The organism is Aeromonas sp. Marseille-Q5825, assembly GCF_946892685.1.
Lineage (GTDB): Bacteria > Pseudomonadota > Gammaproteobacteria > Enterobacterales > Aeromonadaceae > Aeromonas > Aeromonas rivipollensis.
Map to the genome: position 1 here is coordinate 1 of NZ_CAMPOU010000004.1, position 20,239 is coordinate 20,239.

Annotated in this window: 18 protein-coding genes and 1 riboswitch; of the genes, 7 read left to right on the forward strand and 11 right to left on the reverse strand. The window is 62.4% G+C overall.

Annotated elements, in window-relative coordinates; genetic code table 11:
- The first annotated feature begins 344 nt into the window (after window positions 1–344).
- A complete protein-coding gene (locus tag OC537_RS10615; RefSeq protein WP_262111087.1) occupies window positions 345–1,418 on the forward strand; it encodes an OmpA family protein in 1,074 nt (357 codons plus the stop codon).
- Between the two features lie 72 nt (window positions 1,419–1,490).
- Here the strand turns inward: OC537_RS10615 and OC537_RS10620 are convergent, their stop codons facing one another.
- On the reverse strand, window positions 1,491–3,185 hold the full coding sequence (locus OC537_RS10620; RefSeq protein WP_106886137.1) for an NAD-dependent malic enzyme: 1,695 nt from the start codon (window positions 3,183–3,185) through the stop codon (window positions 1,491–1,493).
- A gap of 55 nt (window positions 3,186–3,240) precedes the next feature.
- Entirely contained in the window at window positions 3,241–4,098 is an 858-nt protein-coding gene (locus tag OC537_RS10625; RefSeq protein ID WP_262111089.1) for a helix-turn-helix transcriptional regulator, read from the reverse strand.
- Between the two features lie 120 nt (window positions 4,099–4,218).
- Here OC537_RS10625 and OC537_RS10630 point away from each other — a divergent pair, with 120 nt between their 5' ends.
- The gene (locus OC537_RS10630) at window positions 4,219–5,598 is read left to right on the forward strand and encodes an MATE family efflux transporter (protein ID WP_262111093.1); all 1,380 of its coding nucleotides are present in this window, start codon (window positions 4,219–4,221) and stop codon (window positions 5,596–5,598) included.
- Between the two features lie 133 nt (window positions 5,599–5,731).
- The gene (locus tag OC537_RS10635; RefSeq protein ID WP_025327828.1) at window positions 5,732–5,980 is read left to right on the forward strand and encodes a DUF2498 family protein; all 249 of its coding nucleotides are present in this window, start codon (window positions 5,732–5,734) and stop codon (window positions 5,978–5,980) included.
- 27 nt (window positions 5,981–6,007) lie between these two features.
- On the opposite strand, the gene OC537_RS10640 is transcribed toward OC537_RS10635, so the two are convergent.
- Complete coding sequence (locus OC537_RS10640) at window positions 6,008–7,147, reverse strand: sensor domain-containing diguanylate cyclase (protein WP_111909983.1); 1,140 nt, start codon at window positions 7,145–7,147, stop codon at window positions 6,008–6,010.
- Between the two features lie 243 nt (window positions 7,148–7,390).
- Here OC537_RS10640 and OC537_RS10645 point away from each other — a divergent pair, with 243 nt between their 5' ends.
- Both OC537_RS10645 and OC537_RS10650 read left to right on the forward strand, forming a co-directional pair.
- Entirely contained in the window at window positions 7,391–8,788 is a 1,398-nt protein-coding gene (locus OC537_RS10645) for a nucleobase:cation symporter-2 family protein (protein ID WP_262111100.1), read from the forward strand.
- A gap of 101 nt (window positions 8,789–8,889) precedes the next feature.
- The gene (locus OC537_RS10650; RefSeq protein WP_262111102.1) at window positions 8,890–9,606 is read left to right on the forward strand and encodes a lipoyl protein ligase domain-containing protein; all 717 of its coding nucleotides are present in this window, start codon (window positions 8,890–8,892) and stop codon (window positions 9,604–9,606) included.
- Window positions 9,607–9,716: 110 nt separating this feature from the next.
- Here the strand turns inward: OC537_RS10650 and OC537_RS10655 are convergent, their stop codons facing one another.
- The gene (locus tag OC537_RS10655; RefSeq protein ID WP_262111104.1) at window positions 9,717–11,093 is read right to left on the reverse strand and encodes an alanine/glycine:cation symporter family protein; all 1,377 of its coding nucleotides are present in this window, start codon (window positions 11,091–11,093) and stop codon (window positions 9,717–9,719) included.
- A 263-nt stretch (window positions 11,094–11,356) separates the two neighbouring features.
- Window positions 11,357–11,472, reverse strand: a riboswitch (glycine riboswitch).
- Window positions 11,473–11,979: 507 nt separating this feature from the next.
- On the opposite strand from OC537_RS10655, the gene OC537_RS10660 reads away from it, so the two are divergent.
- Window positions 11,980–13,128: a type III PLP-dependent enzyme gene (locus OC537_RS10660; protein ID WP_025327832.1), complete on the forward strand. Its 1,149-nt coding sequence runs from the start codon at window positions 11,980–11,982 to the stop codon at window positions 13,126–13,128.
- Between the two features lie 75 nt (window positions 13,129–13,203).
- On the opposite strand, the gene OC537_RS10665 is transcribed toward OC537_RS10660, so the two are convergent.
- The 3 genes from OC537_RS10665 to yfcD form a co-directional block, all read right to left on the reverse strand.
- Window positions 13,204–14,169, reverse strand: coding sequence for a calcium/sodium antiporter (locus tag OC537_RS10665; protein WP_111909978.1), 966 nt, complete (start codon window positions 14,167–14,169; stop codon window positions 13,204–13,206).
- A 122-nt stretch (window positions 14,170–14,291) separates the two neighbouring features.
- A complete protein-coding gene (locus OC537_RS10670) occupies window positions 14,292–14,765 on the reverse strand; it encodes a peroxiredoxin (RefSeq protein ID WP_262111109.1) in 474 nt (157 codons plus the stop codon).
- A 252-nt stretch (window positions 14,766–15,017) separates the two neighbouring features.
- Complete coding sequence (gene yfcD, locus OC537_RS10675; RefSeq protein WP_111909976.1) at window positions 15,018–15,518, reverse strand: NUDIX hydrolase YfcD; 501 nt, start codon at window positions 15,516–15,518, stop codon at window positions 15,018–15,020.
- A 196-nt stretch (window positions 15,519–15,714) separates the two neighbouring features.
- Here yfcD and OC537_RS10680 point away from each other — a divergent pair, with 196 nt between their 5' ends.
- Window positions 15,715–15,930 (forward strand): DUF1107 family protein, encoded by a 216-nt coding sequence (locus OC537_RS10680; RefSeq protein WP_111909975.1) that lies wholly within the window; start codon window positions 15,715–15,717, stop codon window positions 15,928–15,930.
- Between the two features lie 102 nt (window positions 15,931–16,032).
- On the opposite strand, the gene OC537_RS10685 is transcribed toward OC537_RS10680, so the two are convergent.
- The 4 genes from OC537_RS10685 to OC537_RS10700 form a co-directional block, all read right to left on the reverse strand.
- Window positions 16,033–16,776 (reverse strand): amino acid ABC transporter ATP-binding protein, encoded by a 744-nt coding sequence (locus OC537_RS10685; protein ID WP_005328952.1) that lies wholly within the window; start codon window positions 16,774–16,776, stop codon window positions 16,033–16,035.
- Between the two features lie 13 nt (window positions 16,777–16,789).
- Window positions 16,790–17,884, reverse strand: coding sequence for an amino acid ABC transporter permease (locus tag OC537_RS10690; RefSeq protein WP_111909974.1), 1,095 nt, complete (start codon window positions 17,882–17,884; stop codon window positions 16,790–16,792).
- A gap of 9 nt (window positions 17,885–17,893) precedes the next feature.
- Window positions 17,894–19,081, reverse strand: coding sequence for an amino acid ABC transporter permease (locus OC537_RS10695; RefSeq protein WP_262111113.1), 1,188 nt, complete (start codon window positions 19,079–19,081; stop codon window positions 17,894–17,896).
- A 67-nt stretch (window positions 19,082–19,148) separates the two neighbouring features.
- A complete protein-coding gene (locus tag OC537_RS10700) occupies window positions 19,149–20,168 on the reverse strand; it encodes an amino acid ABC transporter substrate-binding protein (RefSeq protein ID WP_106886125.1) in 1,020 nt (339 codons plus the stop codon).
- Between the last annotated feature and the right edge of the window lie 71 nt (window positions 20,169–20,239).

Genomic DNA, 20,239 nt, shown 5'->3' on the forward strand with positions numbered 1-20,239 from the left:
TCTGCTCGACCAGTGCCAATTTAAAAGTCAGCGAGTAATCGCGCTGTGTCCGTTTCACACCTTGTCCCATCGGGTTCTCCATTTATTGGGGGGAAAGGTGTAAACCATATTCAGGACGGGACAGCACCTGAAAAAAAAGGGGCCGTACGGCCCCTTTTTTTGTTGTCCTCCCCGCCAGCCAGGGGCGGTGTCCAAGGCGCCACACTTGCCTGCTTCCTCACAAATTCTCCATATAGATGCGCCACTTAAGTGGTTAAACCTCTCATATCGCCTATACATAATGGTGGCTATACATAGCAAAGGGCTGGGAGCCCTATAACACCCAACATCGACGAGGATACGCGATGAACATAAGACTGAAACCCGTGTGGATTGCATTGGCATTGGCGACGAGTGGCGCCCAGGCGGCGCCTGTTCACGACTGGTATATAGGGGCTGGGGGAGGCTGGGCCATTGCCCACGACATCAATGATTTCAGTGAGGATGTCGACAAGGACGCCACCGCCATCGACGCCTTTGTCGGCTACAACTTCACCGAGAACCTGGGCGCCGAACTCGGCTATCTGTCGACCGGTGACTGGGACATCGCCGGCAACGACTTCAACAGTCAGGGTGCCACCCTGTCGGTGATAGGCAGACTGCCCCTTGGCGACATCTTCTCGGTGTTCGCCGAAGGTGGCGGCTATCTCTACCACGTCGACTCCGTCAACGGCGGCGATGACAACCTGGCCCCGCTGGCGGGTCTGGGGCTGACCGCCAGGCTCACTGACTGGGTCGACATCCAGGCGCGCTACCGCTACCTGGTGCGGGTCGGGGACGATCCTGACAACGACAAGCTGGGCAGCGGCACCCAGCGCTGGGTCAGCGACATCAGCACCGCCACCATAGAGCTGGTGCTGCACCCCAACCGCACCGTGGCCGCAGTGCCGGTGGCAGCCCCCCTGGTGGTGACCCCGCCGCCGCCCGAGCCGGTGGATCAGACCTTCAACCTGAGCTCTGATGTGCTGTTTGCCTTTGGCAAGGCCGAGCTCAAGCCGGAAGGCATGGCCGCCCTGGACGACCTCTACCAGCAGATAGTCGACGTCAAGCCCAAGGATGGCAACGCCGTGGTGATGGGCTATACCGACCGCATCGGCTCGGATGCCAACAACCTGGCGCTGTCCGAGGCCCGCGCCAGCACGGTCGCCAACTTCCTGATCGGCAAGGGCCTGCCCGCCGACAAGGTGAGCATCCAGGGCAATGGCGAGAGCAATCCGGTCACCGGCACCCAGTGCGATGACGTCAAGGCGAGAGCCGCCCTCATCGACTGCCTGGCCCCGGATCGCCGGGTCGAGATCCGGGTGACCGGCGTGCAGGCCGCCGCACCAACGGCCACCGAGCCCGTGGCCGAACCCGCTGCCGAGCAACCGGCACAATAACCCCTCATCCGCCTCTGCCGTGCACAAAAAAAGGGATGCTTTGCATCCCTTCTGCTTTTGCGGCCTCTTCGCTCAGAACGAAGTGCGACGATAGCGGCGGTATTCCGGCCGCCAGAAGTTCGCCTCTATGGCCTGGTCTATCACATCATCGGGGGTCTGCACTGCCTTGCCCTGCAGCATGGCGGTCTTGGCCACCATCTTGGCGATGTAGCGGGACACCCGATGAATATCCGCCAGATCCGGCAGCAAGGAGCCCTCTTCTCCCTTCACCAGGGGGGAGCACTCCGCCAGCGCCCGGCTGGCGGACATCAGCATGGCGTCGGTCACCCGGGTGGCGCCTGAGGCGATGACACCGAGGCCTATGCCCGGGAAGATGAAGGAGTTGTTGCACTGGGCGATGACGTAGCGCTTGCCCTTGTACTCCACCGGCGCGAACGGGCTGCCGGTGGCCACCAGCACCTGGCCATCGGTCCAACGGATGAGATCCGCCGGTGTCGCCTCCACTCGGGAGGTGGGGTTGGAGAGCGGGAATATGATGGGGCGACTGCAGTGCTTGTGCATCGTCTTGACTACCTCTTCGGTGAAGAGGCCGGGCTGGCCCGAGACCCCGATCAGGATGTCCGGACGACCGTGCTCCATCACCTCCAGCAGGGAGATGTTGTCCCCCACCGGCCACTCCTTGATCCGCTCCAGCGGCTGGGAGAGCTTGCGCTGGAAGTCGAGCTGGTTGGGGATCTTGTCGGTGATGAGGCCGAACCTGTCCACCATGAAGACCCGACCGCGGGCCTCCGCATCATTCAGTCCTTCGGCCTTCATCTGCGCCACTATCTGCTCGGCGATGCCGCAACCGGCGCTGCCCGCGCCGAGGAAGGCGACCCGCTTCTCGGAGAGCTTGGCCCCCGAGGCCTTGCAGGCGGCGATCAGGCTGCCGAGCGTGACGGCGGCCGTGCCCTGGATGTCATCGTTGAAGCAGCACAGCTCGTCCTTGTAGCGGTTGAGCAGCGGGGTGGCATTGCCCTGGGCGAAGTCTTCGAACTGCAACAGGATCTCGGGCCAGCGGCGTTTGACCGCCTGGATGAAGGCATCGACGAACTCGTCGTACTCCTCCCCGGAGATACGCGGATGGCGCCAGCCCATGTAGAAGGGATCGTTGAGCAGTTGCTGGTTGTTGGTGCCCACGTCCAGCACCACCGGCAGGCAGTAGGCGGGGGAGATGCCGCCGCAGGCGGTGTAGAGGGAGAGCTTGCCGATGGGAATGCCCATGCCGCCTATGCCCTGATCCCCCAGCCCCAGGATCCGCTCGCCGTCGGTGACCACTATCACCTTGACGTTCTGCTTGGTGGCGTTTTGCAGCATGTCATCGATCCTGTCCTTGTCCGGATAGGAGATGAAGAGGCCACGGGCACGGCGGTAGATGTTGGAGAACTCCTCGCACGCCTTGCCCACGGTCGGGGTGTAGATGACCGGCAGCATCTCGGTCAGGTGGTTGGTCAGCAGGCGATAGAACAGGGTTTCGTTGGTGTCCTGGATGTTGCGCAGATAGATGTGCTTGTCCATGTCGTTGCCAAACGCCATGAACTGGCGATAGGCGCGTTCCACCTGCTCTTCTATGGTCTCTATGTTCTGGGGCAGCAGGCCTTCCAGATTGAAGCTGCTGCGCTCCTCGCTGGTGAAGGCACTGCCCTTGTTGAGCAGCGGGGTCTCCAGCAGGGCCGGGCCGGCGTAGGGAATGTAGAGGGGACGTTTCTGATTATTATCTTCAAACATGGATCTGTACCTTGACTGTGTGGCCCGCCGATCCTATGGGCTTGGGCCAACAATTTCAAAGGGTTTGCACCTCAGTGGCAACAGGTTTGCGACCCAGGCGACGAAAGGCGCCGGGGGTCTGACCAGTGAGGCGGCGAAAACGGTTCGCAAAGTTGGCGCCGTCACTGTATCCGACCCGGGCCGCCAGCTCGCCGAGGGGCCAGTTGGTATAGAGCAGCAACTGGCGCGCCTTGTTCATTCGAAGCCCCGTCAGCCAGGCCATGGGCCCCATGCCGAACACCTGCTGGCAGAGCCGATGCAGATGGGGCACAGAGCAGGCCATCTGGCTGGCGAGCAGGGCCACGCTCCAGGGCTCATCGAGGCGCGCCTCCACCCGGCGAAACAGCGCCTGCAGCCTGAGCTCAGGGGTGCCACGCACCTCCCCTTGCAGGGTTCTGTCCAGCAGGGCCAGCAACAGACTGAGCAGCTGGGGCTGCAAGGGAGATCGCACTCCCTCCCCCTGCATCAGGCTGAGCAGATGGTAGAGCTGCTCCCCCTCCTCCCCCTGCCAGATGCGGTGGCCGAGCCGGTGCAGGTGCTGCCAGCGCGGCACGTCGTCCAGCAGGATCCAGCTGATCTGCCAGCGCTCGCCGATGAGCCTGAGCCCCCCCGGCACGGCCGCCGGCAGGAAGATGAGCGAGCCCGCGGGGATGGGCTGCTCCCCCTGCTCCGTCAGCAGGGCCCCTCCCTCGTCGTGGCTCACCATCAGGATGTGAAATTCGGGTCTGTTGCGGCGAATGAGGTAGTGATCCCGCAAGCGGGAGAGGCCGGTCAGGAAGATGCCCGCCTCACCGAGCAGGGGCAAGCCTTCGCGCCCCAGCATCCGCTCCTCGCAGCCGGGAGCTATCTCAAGACACTCGCTGACAAATGCCATAACGCCTCAACATGATAGTTTTGAACAAGAAAGCCGAGAGATGCTCACAGTGAAGCCTCTCGTGTCAGCCCCTATCATACCCATGACAAACCTTGCTTTTCACATACCCGGTTAACATAAATGAATTATTGGCAAGCGATTTTAAAACAAACCACCGATCGTGAGTTCATGACCCGACTGTGGCGACTGGCCCTGCCGGTGTCGCTGCAATCCATGATGTTCTCCCTGCTCGGTCTCATCGATATCATGATGGTGAGCCAGCTTGGCACCACGGCTGTGGCGGCGGTCGGCTTGGGTAACCGGGTCTTCTTCTTCAATCTGCTGGTGATAGCGGGGCTCTCTGGCGGGGTCTCGGTGTTGGCGGCCCAATACTATGGCCGGGGCGAGCTGGCCGGGGTGCGCCGCTCCCTGGCGCTGGCCCTGGTGGGTGCCCTGCTGGTGAGCCTGCCGTTTGCCCTCATCTATGTGCTCTCGCCGGGCAGCGTGCTCGGCTTTGCCAGCCAGGATCCCGCGCTGCGCCTGCTGGCCGACGAGTTTTTGATGATCACAGGTGCCACCATCCTCTGCACCGCCATAGTCGTGCCCCTGGAGGCGGCCCTGCGCTCCGTGGGCAACGCGGCGGCGCCGACCCGGATCGGCATCATTGCCATCATCGCCAACGTCATCCTCAACTACGCCCTCATCTTCGGCAACTTCGGCTTCGAGGCCATGGGGGTCGCGGGCTCGGCCTGGGGCACCACGATTTCACGACTGCTGCAGACGGCGCTGCTGCTTGCCTATGTGTGGCGCCAGGAGCCACGTCTGGTGCCGCGCAAACAGGACTGGTGGGACGCCTTTCGGCGCAAGGAGGTGGTGCGCTTCACCCTGATCGCCCTGCCGCTCTTGTTCCACGACGGGCTCTGGGCCTTCGGCATGCTGCTCTACGGCTTCCTCTATGCCCACCTCGGCACGGATTCGCTGGCCATCATGACCACCCTTGGCACCCTGGAGAGCATCCTCATCTCCCTCTTCTTCGGGCTGGCGGTGGCCTGCTCCACCCTGCTCGGCCACCGGCTCGGGGCCGAGGAGTACGAGGCGGCCTGGCAGCACTCCCAGCTGTTTCTGCTGCTCGCCCCCATAGGCGCCCTGCTGGTGGGGATAGCCGTCTGGCTGCTGCAGGCCAACCTGTTGCAGTGGGTCGGCAACCTGCCGGGCGAACTGATGGGAGAAGCGGGTCAGGTGCTTGCCATCATGTGCCTCGGCATGTTGCTCAAGGTGTTCAACATGGTGGGCATAGTCGGGGTGCTGCGCTCGGGGGGGGACGTGAACTACAGCATCTTCATCGACATAGTCGCCATGTGGTGCATCGGCCTGCCGCTCGCCTGGGCGGTAGTCAGCCTGCTGGGCTGGCCTCTCTCCTGGGTGGTGGCCGTGGTGCTGCTGGAGGAGCTGTGCAAGGTGCTGCTGGTGCAGCGCAGGATCCGCCAGCGCCACTGGCTCAAGAATCTGGTGATGGGGTGACGGCTGCCCGCAGCCGGGCAAAAAGCGGGGTCATATCAATGACAGAAAATCCCCCCTTGCAGTATGCTAACCGCCTCTTCAATCAGCGGCGGGGCACACCACGCCCTGCCAGTAGTCGTTTAAGGAGACGCACATGCAACCACAAAAAGAGCTGATCACCGAGACTGCCCTGCTGGAGATGGCCAACGGCATCATCAAGAGCCACGAAGACTTCATCCACGGCATGCGTGCCGATTCGGTGGAGCAGAAGGGGGAGATCCTGGTGTTCAAGGGGGAGTTCTTCCTGGCCGAGGATGGCACCCCGACCGGCAAGACAATGGCGGTGTTCAACATGTTCAAGCTGCTGGCCCAGCAGTTGTCAGGCAAGTACCGGCTGAACTGATATAGCCCTCCAGACAAGATGCCGCCCTCAGGCGGCATCCGTCTTTGTGGGCCCGGGCTTGCCCGGCGTCTTCGCCAGCTCGCCCACCACGCAGTTGCGCCCCGCCATCTTGGCCATGTAGAGGCACTCGTCCGCCCGGTTGAGCAGCTCCTCGACGCTCTCCCCGCGCAGGGACAGGGTCAGGCCTATGCTCACCGTCACCTCCAGCAGCTCATCCGACGTCGGGCTCTTCACCAGCCGCGCCTCCACCGCTACCCGCAGTCGCTCGGCGACCCGTTTCGCCTGGGCCAGATCGGCGCAGTTGGGCAGCAGTATGGCAAACTCCTCGCCACCGTAGCGACCGAGCACCATGCCGGGCTCCAGCTGCTCCGCCAGGGTCGCCGCCACCTCCTTGAGCACGGCGTCCCCCGCCAGATGGCCGAAGCTGTCATTGATGCGCTTGAATCTGTCCAGATCCAGCAGCAGCACGGCAAAGGATGCCTGCTTGCGGATCATAGTGACCCTGGCCTTCTCGAGCTGCTTCATCAGCAGGCGGCGGTTCATCATGCCGGTCAGCTCGTCCGTGGTGGACTCCCGATAGAGCTGCAGCAGCATGTTGAGCTGGCCGCACTGCACCCAGGCACTCGCCACCGTGAAGAGCCCCAGCAGCCAGACCTGGTTGAGGGTCTGCACGCTCAGCAGCGGCTGGCCCACCAGGAGCCAGTTGCCCGCCAGCATGGTGATCAGAATGCCCCCCGCCAGTTGCAGGCTGAGGGAGAGCGGTATGGGGAAGATGGCAAACAGGCTGATGAGCAGATAGGGGAAGGCCATGTAGCCCGCCTGCAGCTCCTGATCCGTCCCGAAGCTGTGCAGACAGATGAGGGAGAACAGCATCATCACCGCCATCAGGTAGCCCAGCGCCAGCCTCATGCGCTCGCGCTTGAAGTGGATGAGATACGAAAGAGGGATCAGGGGAGAGAGGGCCAGCAGGCAGAAGATCCTGACCTGAAACAGTTCGTCGAACTGGGTGGCGGGCAGGGTCAGCCAATCCACCAGCGCCCAGGCGGGCAGTCCCACCATCAGCAGGCAGGTGAGCAGGCGCAGACGCACCGTCATAAAGCCCATGCGGGTCAGGGTGAAATCTTCGGAGTGGGCACGGGCACTCCAGAACTCCGACAGCTTCAGCATCCAGAGCCTCCATTTTACAACTGAGGGCTCATTCTACACCGTCCCTCCCTGGATGCATCAGCATGTCCCCTATTTATAACGAGAACTGCCTCACACAAACCGGCGGATCATAATCGCCGCACGCAAACGTTTCAACCCATCGAAAAATAAACCCTTTATCGCTCCAATTAGCGCTGGTCAGCCCAGGCTCAGCCACTAGAATAGCGCCCAATTTTCTCCCCCTCCCCACACTTAGAGGTATTTATGGAACAGGCTGCCGCCGTGCGTGCGACCCCAGAGACCCACCCCCCCAGGCGAGCCCACAGCGAACTCATCTACGGCATCGACGAAGTCCCACCCCTGCCCCAGACGCTGTTCGCCGCCCTTCAGCACATGCTCGCCATGTTTGTCGCCATCATCACCCCGCCCCTCATCATCGCCAATGCCCTGGGCCTCCCGGCCGCCGACACCCGCTACATAGTCTCCATGTCCCTGGTCATGTCCGGCATCGCCTCCTTCATCCAGACCCGCCGCTTCGGCCCCCTCGGCTCAGGCCTGCTCTCGGTGCAGGGCACCAGCTTCAACTTCCTCGGCCCCATCATCGCCTCCGGCCTCGCCCTCAAACAGGCCGCCATGCCCACCGAGGATCTGCTGGGCACCCTGTTTGGCACCATGCTGGCGGCGGCCCTCACCATAGTGGTGATGAGTCGCTTCCTCCATCTGGTCAAGCGCATCATTACCCCCCTGGTGACCGGCATAGTGGTGCTGCTCATCGGCCTGACCCTGATCAAGGTAGGCCTCATCAGCATGGGGGGCGGTTATGCGGCCCTCTCTGACGGCAGCTTCGCCAGCCACACCAACCTCTTCTTCTCCCTGCTGGTGCTCGGCCTCATCGTACTGTTGCAGCGCAGCCGCAACCCCTGGCTGCGCCTCTCCGCCATCATGATTGCCATGCTGGCGGGCTATGCCGTCGCCCTGCTGCTGGGCAAGGTCAGCCCTCCCACCTTCGAGGGCCCCCTGGTGATGGTGCCCATTCCGCTTCACTACGGCATCGGCTTTGACTGGCAGCTGTTCGTGCCGCTCGCCATCATCTTCGTGGTGACAGCGCTGGAGGCCATAGGCGACATGACAGCCACCTCGGACATCTCGGGCGAGCCGCTGGACGGACCCGTCTACATGGCGCGGATCAAGGGGGGCGTGCTGGCCGATGGCGCCAACTCCATGCTGGCGGCTCTCTTCTCCACCTTCCCCATGTCCACCTTCGCCCAGAACAATGGCGTCATCCAGCTGACCGGGGTCGCCAGCCGCCACGTCGGCCTCTTCATCGCGGCCATGCTGGCCCTGCTCGGCCTCTTCCCGGCGGTCGCCAGCCTGGTGCAGCAGATCCCCGAACCCGTGCTGGGCGGTGCCACCATCGTCATGTTCGGCACCATAGCCGCGGCCGGGGTGCGCATCATCTCCCGCGAGGAGCTCGACCGCCGCGCCCTCATGATACTGGCGGTGTCGCTCGCCATGGGGCTGGGGGTCGCCCAGGTGCCCGAGGTGCTGCAACACCTGCCGGAGCTGGCCCGAAGCGTGCTCTCCTACGGCGTCGCCACCGGCGGTATCACCGCCATAGTGATGAACCTGCTGCTGCCCAAGCGCGCCGCCGCGCAGGCCTGACTCTCTCGTCAACAAACCGGTAAAGCCCCGCCGTACGGGGCTTTACCTCCTCCCCAGTCGCGGGTACTGTGCTGGGCAGCCTCTGCCCAGGATGCCCCTTCATGACCTATATCCTGCTTCCCTCCTTGCCCACCCGCCACACCCCGGATCAGATACTGGCCGAGGAGCAGCGCTGGCTGCGGGACTGTGCCCATGACGGCCTGCCCCGCGCCCACCTCTGGCAGGCGCCCCAGTGCCTGATTGTCACCCGCAAGGACATGCGTCTGCCCCGCTATCAGGCGGCCTGCGAGCAGCTAGCCGCCGAAGGCTGGCCCGTTCATGTGCGTGACAGCGGCGGCACCGCCGTACCCCACGGGGCCGGCATCCTCAACCTCTCCCTGCTGCTGCCCCGTACCACCACGGATCTTGGCCACTACTACCGACTGCTGGGGGCGCCGCTGCTGGCCCTGCTGGCGGAGCACGGCCTTGAAGGAAACTATGACTTCGTGCCCGGATCCTTTTGCGACGGTCAGTACAATCTGGTGATCGAGGGTCGCAAGGTAACAGGCACAGCCCAGCGCTGGCTGGCGCCGGGCCAGGATCATGGCGGCGCCGTGCTGGCGCAAGCCATGCTGCTGGTGGCGGGTGATGTGGACGAAGGCACCCGGATGGCGAGCCGCTTCTACGAGCTGGCGGGCGGGGAGCTGCGTTTCATGGCAGGAACCTCCACCACGCTGGCAAGCTGCATTGGCTGGCGCGGTGGCGACCAGGCCTTGGTGGACAAGGTGCGAGCACGTCTGGATAGCCTGCTGAGCGAGGGGCTATCTCCCTCACCCTGACCCTCTCCCGGAGGGAGAGGGAAAACCCCCGTCCATGGAAATAACGCCGCGCACAAAAAAGCCACGACCCGAGTCGTGGCTTTGCTTTTCCTGATTGGACGGGCACAGATTCAGGCCGTCTGCGGCTCGGGCTCCGACTCCGTATCTCGGTCCCGGCTGAAGTAGGCCCGGGTCTCGGCGATCACCACGTGGCGCAGGCCGATGAGGCCGATGAGGTTGGGCACCGCCATCAGGCCATTGACGATATCTGCCAGGAGCCAAATCATGTCCAGATGGAGGAAGGCGCCGCTCGCCACCAGCGCCAGATAGATGAGGCGATAGGGCTTGATCGCCTTGACCCCGAACAGGTACTCGGTGCAGCGCTCGCCGTAGTAGTTCCAGCCGAGGATGGTGGTGAAGGCGAAGAACAGCAGCCCTATGCTCACCAGATACTGACCTATGTGGGCATCCAGCCCCTGGACAAAGGCCTGGCTGGTCATGGCGGCTCCGCTCAAGTCCCCGCTCCACACCCCTGTCACCACCAGGGTCAGGCCTGTCATGGTGCAGATGATGATGGTATCGATGAAGGTGCCCGTCATGGAGACCAGCCCCTGCTCCACGCAGGAGTCCGTCTTGGCCGCCGCCGCGGCTATGGGAGCCGAGCCCAGCCCCGACTCGTTGGAGAAGACCCCGCGCGCCACCCCGGACTGGATCGCCAGCATGATGCCGGCCCCGACGAAGCCGCCGGTGGCCGCATGGCCGGTAAAGGCGCTCTCGATCACCAGCATGAGGGCATCGGGCAGCGCGCTGGCATTGTTCACCAGCACACCGGCGCAGGCGAGTATGTAGAAGATGGCCATGAAGGGCACCACCTTGCTCGACACGCTGGAGATGGACTGGATACCCCCCAGGGTCACCAGGGCCACTATCAGGGTCAGCACCACGGCGGTCGCCTCCCGGGGCACCGAGAAGGAGAGGCTCATGGCATCTGAGATGGCGTTGACCTGGGGGAAGGTGCCGATGCCGAAGAAGGCCACACCTATGCCAAACAGGGCAAACAGCTTGGCCAGCGGCTTGGAGCCGAGCCCCTTCTCCAGATAGTACATGGGGCCGCCCGCCATCTGGCCGTTGGCATCCTGCTCGCGATACTTGACCGCCAGCAGGCACTCGGCGTACTTGGTGGCCATGCCGAACAGGGCCGCCATCCACATCCAGAACAGGGCCCCGGGGCCGCCGAGCTTGATGGCGGTGGCAACACCAACGATGTTGCCGGTACCAATAGTGGCGGAGAGAGCGGTGCAGAGGGCGGCGAAGCTGGAGACATCCCCCTGCTTGCCCTGGCCCTGATCCCGGCCAAAGACCAGCTTGAGGGCGAGCGGCAAGCGCACCACCTGAAGCAGACCCAGACGCAGGGTGAGATAGATACCGGTCCCGACCAGCAGGATCAGCAGGGGCGGCCCCCAGACAAAGCTATCGATGGCGGCGAGCGCCGATTGAATTGATGACATGCATCCTCCTTAAAAAACAACGATTAAGGAGGAGAAGGATGATCTTCCCATAGGTGTCGCGATCCCCAGAGGCGATCGGATGCGGGCCAAGAACGTGTTCACACTCTTACTGCGAGGCCGTGATCAAGGCTCATGTGCAGCTCGCTTATGTGGGACCGAGAGGCTCACGTATGTCTATACGCTCCGGTTCCTGCGCTGCTCTTTACCTTGCTGACGACCTCTCGTTACAGATCGTGAACAGTTCCAAGCTCAGGTACAACCATCCCATCCCCTCTGTCCTTTTGCCTGAGAGTTTCCGGCGCCAGCCAGCCCTTGCGGGTCGTCATGGTGCCTTGCTCCTTCGGCGCCCGATCTAACGGGTCTCTCCAGAGTATCGTCCAGTAGCAGTCCACACCGGTTGCCCGGTACCTGAAAGATTCACTTCTTCGGTGGATGGTCCCCCATCGCTCTCCTGCTACCTTCATCCGAACTAGTTTGGATTAGGAAGCGGGCATGTTAATCCAAAAAATGTGAGCTGTCTCCCACTCGGCCAGCCTCAGCGCCGCTTTTTTCTGCCCCGACCATGAGCGGAACACATGTTAAATGTTCGTTAACTATCAATAGCTTATGAGGACTTCTCTGCCAATGGCGCGCACAAGCAGGGACAGACTGCCCCATATCAAGATGATGTTTCGTCTCGACCAGAAATACTTGCCAACATATCCAATCAAAATGCTTGCACACAAACTCAATAAGTCGATAATCCCGCGCATAACTAAGCACTTTGCAAGGGAGTTATGCATTGTGCCTGGTCGGTCCCTCCGGACCACTCGCCTGAGCCGGCCGTCGCCGATTCAATCGCATATGGCTTGGGCATATCACGCCCCCTAAGGATGATCAAAAGAGAATGAACGAGACCCTGGTCGCACAAGATTACCGTCAGCTGGTTGAACAATTTGGCTCCCCCCTGCTGCTGCTCGACAAGGCAGCCGTCCGCAAACAGTATCGAGCCCTGGCCGCCGCCCTGCCCGATGTGCGCTTGCATTATGCACTCAAGCCCCTGCCCCATGAGGCCGTGGTCTCTGTCTTGAAGGAAGAGGGGGCCTGTTTCGATCTGGCCACCAATGGCGAAGTGGATCTGGTGCGCAGCCAAGGGGTTCGCCCGGGACGCTGCATTCACACCCATCCCATCAAGCGCGACAGCGACATCCGTTATGCGCTGGAATTCGGCTGCACAGTGTTCGTCTATGACAACCCGCTGGAGCTGGAGAAGTTCCTGCCCTACAAGGACGAGGTCAAGCTGCTGCTGCGCGTCAGCTTCCCGAACCCCGAAACCAAGGTCGATCTCTCCAAGAAGTTCGGCTGCACCCCGGAGCAGGCGCTGCCGCTGCTGCAACTGGCCCAGGCCAAGGGGATCAAGGTGATGGGGCTGTCGTTCCACGTCGGCTCTCAGGTGCCCCACGCCCGTCGCCACGTACAGGCCATCGACGCCTGCCGCGAGATCATGGAGCAGGCCTGGGATCTGGGGCTCAAGCCCTGGGTGCTGGACATCGGCGGTGGTTTCCCGGTGGATTATGACGGCGGCGAGTTCGACATCGACGGCTTCTGCGCGCCGATCCGCGAGGCCCTTGCCAAGCTGCCCGCCACTGTGCAGAAGATCGCCGAGCCGGGCCGCTTCATCAGCGCGCCAGCCATGACTTCTGTCTCCAGCGTGATGGGCAAGGCCCACCGCGGCGACAAGATCTGGTACTACCTGGATGACGGCCTCTACGGCAGCTACAACGGTCAGCTCTATGACCACGTCACCTATCCGGTGAGCACTCCCTACGCCCAAGGCCCGCTGCACAATGCCGTGCTCTCCGGCCCCACCTGCGACAGCGTGGATGTCATTCGCGACGGCATCATGCTGCCGGATCTGGCCATCGGCGAGCTGGTCATAGGCCGGGTGATGGGGGCCTACACCTGGGCGTCGGCCTCCACCTTCAACTTCTTCCCCAAGGCGAGCATCCTCATCCTGGACAGCGCCCAGAAGCAGAAGCTGGTGGCGGTGGCCTGAACGCTTTGACCACGCCAGCAGCATAGAGAAGGGGAGCCATTGGCTCCCCTTCTTGTGTGTATCGTCGTGCCTGAATCAGAACTGGCTGGTCAACAGCCAACCTGTATAGGCGACGAAGATGCAGAGCAAGATGCCCCCTTCCACCCTGTTGATGCGGCCCTGTCCCTTGCGGCCCAGGCACATCACCAGCAGCAGCAGGGTCAGCCCCATCATCAGGCTCCAGTCGCGGGAGAGCACCGCCGGATCCACGTCCAGGGGCGCTATGCCGGCTGCTATTCCGACCACCGCCAGGGTGTTGAACAAGTTGGAGCCGAGCACGTTGCCGAGGGCCAGATCGTGCTCCTTCTTCTTGATGGCCATCAGGGAGGAGGCCAGCTCAGGCAGCGAGGTGCCCACCGCCACTATGGTCAGACCGATGACCAGGTCGCTGATGCCAAATGCCTGGGCTATGGTCACAGCGCCCCACACCAGCAGACGTGAAGCGCCGACCAGGAGTACCAGGCCGACGATCAACCAGAAGATGGCCTTCTTGAGCGGCATGGCTTCGCTGTCGATCTCCACATTCACGTCTTCGTCCAGGGCGTCTCCCTTGCCCTTGATCCCGGTCCAGATGGACCAGCCTAGCAGTACGATAAAGACGCCACCCAAAATGAGGGCGTCGCCACGCCCCAGGTGACCATCGATGAGCAAGGCGCCGGTCAGCAGGGTGATGCCGAGCAGTATGGGGATCTCCTTGCGCACCACCTGGGAAGAGACGGCGATGGGGCTGATGAGGGCTGTCAGACCGAGAATGAGGGCGATGTTGGTGATGTTGGAACCATAAGCGTTGCCCAGGGCCAGGCCCGGGTTACCCTGCATGGATGCCAGGGCCGAGACCACCATCTCGGGGGCCGAGGTACCAAAACCGATGATCACCATGCCGATCAAGAGCGGCGGCATGCCGGCATAACGGGCGGTGGCGGCGGCGCCGTCCACAAATTTATCCGCACTCCAGACCAGCAACGCCAGTCCGGCAATCAGGGCAACAAAAGCCAGGGTCATATTCTTCCATCTCATCGGCTGCAAACACGAGAGCCAGGGGTCAGCCTGGCTCCATCCAAAGGTGGCTCAGTGTAGCGAGCCGCCTTGCTATTTCAAGCTGAAATCAAACGATGATTAACAATTCACAAGGCGGCCAGCAGACTCTGCGCATCAGACACCTCGAACTTGCCGGGGGCCTCCACGAACAGCTGCTCGACCACGCCATCATTGGCAATCAGGGCAAAGCGCTGGGCACGCAGACCGCCAAAGGCGCCTGTCTCCTTTGCAAGGCCCAGTGCCCGGGTCCAGCTGCCGTCGCCATCCGCCAGCATGGTGATGGCGTCGGCATTCTGGGCAGCCTGCCACGCCTTCATCACGAAGGCATCGTTGACCGAGAGACAATAGAGGGCATCGACGCCCTTGGCCTTGAACTGATCCGCCAGCACCACATAGCCCGGCAGATGGGCGTTGGAGCAGGTGGGGGTGAAGGCCCCCGGCACCGCGAACAACACCACCTTCTTGCCCGCAAACAGGGCCTGGTTGTCTTGTACCTGCTTGCCCTCGGCGGTGATGAAGGTAAATTCCCCCGCTGGCAGGGATTGTCCGACCGTGATCATGATGTCTCGTCCTTAAGTGACTGAAAGAGGCACAGTCTACTCCAACCCGGAAAGAGACGACACCGGCTCCCCTGTCGCCGCCCGCACCTCGCCTTTATTGCGAGCGCCGCGCCTGCCAGGTGGCCATAACGAACAGGGAGTTCAACCTGCATTCGGCGGCCCGCACCTCGCCCTTATTGCGAGCGCCGTGCCTGCCAGGTGGCGATGGCGAGCAGGAAACCCAGGGTGAACTCGACGTCTCACGTCGCTCCCTCACCCGTGCCGCCGTGCCTGCCAGGTTGCGATGGCGAGGAGGGAATCCGGCGTGAACTCGGCGGCCCGTTCGGCTATCTCGGCCAGGCTCATCCAGTGCACCTCGCTCACCTCCTCCGCCTGGAGTTGCAGCGGCCCCTGATATTGGCAGCTGAACAGACCGCCCCAGACCCGATAGCCTCCCCCGCTCGCCTCCCCCTCGGCGTAGAAGGTGCCGAAGTCTTGCAGGGGCACATCAAAGATACCCAGCTCCTCGGCCAGCTCGCGCCGTGCGGAAGGCTCCATCGCCTCCCCAGTTGTCACCACGCCACCGGCGCAGGCGTCCAGCATGCCGGGGCAAAAATCCTTGCTCGGGGTGCGCCGCTGCACCAGGATTCGACCGGCCTCATCGAGCACCAGGATGTAACTGGCGCGATGGCGCAAATTTTCCTGACGCACCCGGGCGCGCTCGGCCACCCCGATCACCCTGTCATGCTCGTCTACTACGTCCACCCACTCCACGTGCGGTCCCTTTGTCCATACAGCGATGGCCGCAGTATATCGGGGCCGAGGCCAGGGGCTGCACTACTTTTTCAACGCCGGGAACAGGACGCCAGCCCGCCATAACAAGGATTCATACAAACCTTTATAAAGTGTCACATCAGTGTCACGGTGAGGCGGCATAGTGTGCCCTGTCCAAACAACAGGGTGTCTTGCCATGAAGGTGTTCAAGCAGTTGTCTCCTCGTCGAATTGCCCGCTATATCAAAAGCTTCCATCACGGCAGCTTCATGATCGAGGCACTGGGACGATTCGAGTTTCAAGGGGGAGTCATCGATGTGAAGACGCTGGACTGCCGTCAGGCGCTAAGCCTGGCCCGGCAGATCAATCTGGCCGTGCGCGATCTGCGCACCACCACCCTGTTGCCGGGCTGACATACTCCTTTCCGTTTGTAGTCTGCTTTCATGCATGTCTTTGCCCGCAGCTCACCGAGCGTGCGGGCTATTTTCCATGGGACGGGCCGCGTCTTATCCGCATCAGTGCTGCAGGATCTGGGAGAGAAACAGCTTGGTCCGCTCCGACTGGGGATGGTCGAAGAACTGGTCCGGCACGTTCTCCTCGATGATCTGGCCGCGGTCCATGAAGATCACCCTGTCCGCCACCTGCTTGGCAAAGCCCATCTCGTGGGTGACGCAGAGCATTGTCATCCCCTCGTGGGCCAGCTCCACCATGACATCCAGCACCTCACGCACCATCTCGGGATCCAGCGCCGAGGTCGGCTCGTCAAACAGCATCACCTGGGGATTCATGCAGAGACTGCGGGCGATGGCGACCCGTTGCTGCTGGCCGCCGGAGAGCTGGCCCGGGTACTTGAGGGCCTGCTCCGGGATCCGGACCCGACGCAGAAAGGTCATGGCGATCTCCTCGGCCTCCTTGCGCGGCAACTGCTTGACCCAGATGGGGGCCAGGCAGCAGTTCTCCAGCACCGTCAGGTGGGGGAAGAGGTTGAAGTGCTGGAACACCATGCCCACCTCGCGGCGCACCGTCTCTATGTTCTTGAGATCCGAGGTCAGGGCCGTGCCCTTGACCAGGATGTCACCGCTCTGATGCTCCTCCAACCGGTTGATGCAGCGGATCATGGTGGACTTGCCCGAGCCCGAGGGCCCGCAGATGACGATCTTCTCCCCCCTGCCTACCTGCAGATTGATGTTGCGCAGCACATGAAACTCACCGTACCACTTGTTGACGTCCTTGAGTTCTACCACAGCGTCCGTTTTCATCTCGAAACTACTCCTAATGCTTGTGACCGGTGTTGAGTTTGCGCTCCAGATAGATGGAGTAGCGGGACATGCCAAAACAGAACATCCAGAAGATCATGGCGATAAACACATAGGCCTCGGTGGAGAACCCCAGCCAGGCCGGATCCGCCAGCGCCACCTTGGAGATGGCCAGCAGATCGAACAGCCCTATGATCAGCACCAGGCTGGTGTCCTTGAACAGGGAGATAAAGGTGTTCACCAGGGAGGGAATGGTGATCTTGAGGGCCTGGGGCATGATGACCAGTCCCATCACCTTCCAGTAGGAGAGTCCCAAGGCTTCACCCGCCTCGTACTGCCCCTTGGGGATCGCCTGCAACCCCCCTCTGACCACCTCGGCCACGTAGGCCGCCTGGAACAGAATGATGCCGATGAGCGCCCTCAGCAGTTTGTCGAGTTCCACCTCGCTGGTCATGAACAGCGGCAGCATGACGGAGGCCATGAAGAGCACAGTGATGAGCGGCACCGCCCGCCAGAACTCGATGTAGACGGTGGAGAGGCTGGAGATGACCGGCATGTGGGAGCGGCGCCCCAGCGCCAGCAGGATCCCGAATGGCAGGGCAACCACTATGCCCACCACCGCCAGCACCAGGGTCAGCATCAGGCCGCCCCAGCGGTTGGTTTCCACCACCTCCAGACCGGCTCCGCCGTGGATCAGCACGAAGGCGATGACAGGGAACACCAGCAGGGTAAAGAGCGCCAGCCAGCCCTTGCGCGGGGTGCGCGGCCAGATCAGCAGTGCCAGCAGCACGGCCAGACCGGCGAAGGCCAGATTGATGCGCCAATACTGGTCGACCGGGTAAAAGCCGTAGAGGTATTGCCCCAGGCGGCTCTCGATAAAGACCCAGCAGGCCCCGCCCTGGGCGCAGTCGGCACGGCTGCTCCCCTGCCAGTTGGCGGAGAAGATAGCCCAGTCCAGCGCAGACCAGAGCAGTGGCAGCAGCAGGTAGGCCAGCACCAGGGTCAGCAGGCCGTTCCACCAGTTGGGGAAGAGGTTCTGCCTGATCCAGGCGACCAGCCCCCGGCGATGATTGGGAGGCGGCAGCGCCTCCTGCAACTCGTTCACAAACATGACAGCTCCCTAGCGCTCGACCAGCGTCATCCTGCGGTTGTAGATGTTCATCAGGACTGAGGTGGTGATACTGATGATGAGATAGACCCCCATGGTCATGGCGATCACCTCGATGGCCTGCCCGGTCTGGTTGAGGGTGGTGCCCATGAACACAGAGACCAGATCCGGATAACCGATGGCGGTGGCCAGCGAGGAGTTCTTGGTGAGGTTCAGGTACTGGCTGGTCAACGGGGGAATGATGACCCGCATCGCCTGGGGAATGACCACCAGCCGCAGCGTCTTGGTGGGCGAGAGCCCGAGGGCGGAAGCGGCCTCGGTCTGCCCCTTGCTGATGGCCAGTATGCCGGATCTCACTATCTCGGCGATGAAGGCCGCCGTATAGATGGTGAGCGCCAGCAGCAGCGCCGCGAGCTCGGGCAGTACCGTCAAGCCGCCCCGGAAGTTGAAGCCTTGCAGTATGGGCACACTCCAGGAGAGCGGGCTGCCTGCCAGCAGGAAGGCGATGGCGGGCAGCAGGATCACCAGGCCGGCCACACAACGCCAGAACGGGAAGATCCTGCCGGTCAGCGCCTGACGGCGCCTTGCCCAGCGGCTCAGCCCCCAGCTCAGGACGACGGCCAGCAGCAGGGCACAGAGCACATAGCCAAATCCCTCTTCAAACAAGGGTTTGGGCAGATAGAAGCCCCGCACATTCAAGAAGGCGAGCCCTCCCAGCTCCACGCTCTCACGGGGAGACGGCAGGGTGCGCAGCACCGAGAAGTACCAGAAGAAGATCTGCAGCAGCAGCGGAATGTTGCGGAAGGTCTCTATGTAGACGGTGGCTATCTTGGCCACCAGCCAGTTGCGGGACAGACGCGCTATCCCGAGCACGAAGCCGAGCAGGGTGGCAAACAGGATGCCGAGCACCGAGACCAGCAGGGTATTGAGCAGGCCGACCACGAAGGTGCGACCGAAGGTATAGGTCTCGTCGTAGGGGATCAGGCTCTGCAAGATGCCGAACCCGGCGGTGTTGCCCAGAAAATCGAAACCTGTGGTGATGCCACGGGTTGCCAGATTGGTCAGGGCATTGTTGATGATGTAGAACAGAAACGCGAGAACGGCCGCAATGGCCAGGCACTGGAAGATCTGCGCCCGCACCTTAGCGTCATACCACCAGCGGCCCTGTTCTTTCCTATGGTTTGATGCTTGTATCGCCATGAGGATGACTCCGACAAAGCCAGGGCAAGGGGGAAATGGGGGGCCAGGCCCCCCGACTGCAGTCTATTTAGCGGATGGGCGGGGCATACATCAGGCCACCCTTGTTCCAGAGCGCGTTGATGCCACGGTCGATCTTGAGGGGAGAGCCGGCGCCGACGTTGCGATCGAAGGACTCGCCGTAGTTGCCGACCTGTTTGACTATGTTGTAGGCCCACTTGTCATCCAGCCCCAGCACAGCGCCCTTGGGCTCTTCCAGCCCCAACAGGCGACGGATGTCCGGGTTGGTGGATTTGAGCATCTCGTCCACGTTGGCGCTGGTCACACCGGCCTCTTCGGCGTTGAGCATGGCGTAAAGACTCCAGCGCACCACCTTGAACCACTGCTCGTCACCCTGGCGCACCGCCGGGCCCAGCGGCTCCTTGGAGATGACCTCGGGCAGCACCACGGCATCCTCCGGCTTGGTCAGCTTGATCTTGAGGGAGTAGAGCTGGGATTGATCCGAGGTCAGCACGTCGCAACGCCCCGCTTCGAAGCCCTTGACGGTCTGATCCGAGGTGTCGAACACCACTGGGGTATATTTCATGGCGCCGTTGGCGCGGAAGTAATCCGCCAGGTTGAGCTCGGTGGTGGTGCCGGACTGGATGCAGACGGCGGCCCCGTCCAGCTCCTTGGCGCTCTTGACGCCCAGAGACTTGTTGACCAGGAAGCCCTGACCATCGTAGTAGTTCACCCCGGCGAAGGTCAGGCCCAGCGAGCCGTCCCGGGTCAGGGTCCAGGTGGTGTTGCGCGACAGCAGATCCACTTCGCCGGATTGCAGGGCGGTGAAACGCTCCTTGGCGGTGAGGGAGACATACTTGACCTTGCCGGCATCCCCGAGCACGGCCGCGGCGACGGCGCGGCACACATCCACGTCCAGCCCGGTCCAGGTGCCTTTGGCGTCCGGATTGGAGAACCCGGGCAGGCCATCACCGACCCCGCACTGCACGAACCCCTTCTTCTTCACGGCATCCAGAGTACCCTCTGCCCAGACATTGGCTGCCGCCAGCGACAGCACTATCACCATACCCGCCTTGTGTATCTGCTTCATGTCACTCTTCCCTGTGGTTTGATTCGAATTGGCACCCAAACCGAGCAAGATGCCATCGTTTCCCTGCTTTT

Excerpts from the sequence above, each read along its gene's own strand:
- OC537_RS10700 (WP_106886125.1), bottom strand. The coding sequence starts at position 20,168 with ATGAAGCAGATACACAAGGCGGGTATGGTGATAGTGCTGTCGCTGGCG.
- OC537_RS10690 (WP_111909974.1), bottom strand. The coding sequence starts at position 17,884 with ATGTTTGTGAACGAGTTGCAGGAGGCGCTGCCGCCTCCCAATCATCGC.
- OC537_RS10645 (WP_262111100.1), top strand. The coding sequence starts at position 7,391 with ATGGAACAGGCTGCCGCCGTGCGTGCGACCCCAGAGACCCACCCCCCC.
- OC537_RS10680 (WP_111909975.1), top strand. The coding sequence starts at position 15,715 with ATGAAGGTGTTCAAGCAGTTGTCTCCTCGTCGAATTGCCCGCTATATC.
- OC537_RS10615 (WP_262111087.1), top strand. The coding sequence starts at position 345 with ATGAACATAAGACTGAAACCCGTGTGGATTGCATTGGCATTGGCGACG.
- OC537_RS10665 (WP_111909978.1), bottom strand. The coding sequence starts at position 14,169 with ATGACCCTGGCTTTTGTTGCCCTGATTGCCGGACTGGCGTTGCTGGTC.
- OC537_RS10685 (WP_005328952.1), bottom strand. The coding sequence starts at position 16,776 with ATGAAAACGGACGCTGTGGTAGAACTCAAGGACGTCAACAAGTGGTAC.
- OC537_RS10635 (WP_025327828.1), top strand. The coding sequence starts at position 5,732 with ATGCAACCACAAAAAGAGCTGATCACCGAGACTGCCCTGCTGGAGATG.
- OC537_RS10630 (WP_262111093.1), top strand. The coding sequence starts at position 4,219 with ATGAATTATTGGCAAGCGATTTTAAAACAAACCACCGATCGTGAGTTC.
- OC537_RS10655 (WP_262111104.1), bottom strand. The coding sequence starts at position 11,093 with ATGTCATCAATTCAATCGGCGCTCGCCGCCATCGATAGCTTTGTCTGG.
- OC537_RS10620 (WP_106886137.1), bottom strand. The coding sequence starts at position 3,185 with ATGTTTGAAGATAATAATCAGAAACGTCCCCTCTACATTCCCTACGCC.
- OC537_RS10640 (WP_111909983.1), bottom strand. The coding sequence starts at position 7,147 with ATGCTGAAGCTGTCGGAGTTCTGGAGTGCCCGTGCCCACTCCGAAGAT.
- OC537_RS10660 (WP_025327832.1), top strand. The coding sequence starts at position 11,980 with ATGAACGAGACCCTGGTCGCACAAGATTACCGTCAGCTGGTTGAACAA.
- OC537_RS10695 (WP_262111113.1), bottom strand. The coding sequence starts at position 19,081 with ATGGCGATACAAGCATCAAACCATAGGAAAGAACAGGGCCGCTGGTGG.
- OC537_RS10625 (WP_262111089.1), bottom strand. The coding sequence starts at position 4,098 with ATGGCATTTGTCAGCGAGTGTCTTGAGATAGCTCCCGGCTGCGAGGAG.
- OC537_RS10650 (WP_262111102.1), top strand. The coding sequence starts at position 8,890 with ATGACCTATATCCTGCTTCCCTCCTTGCCCACCCGCCACACCCCGGAT.
- OC537_RS10670 (WP_262111109.1), bottom strand. The coding sequence starts at position 14,765 with ATGATCACGGTCGGACAATCCCTGCCAGCGGGGGAATTTACCTTCATC.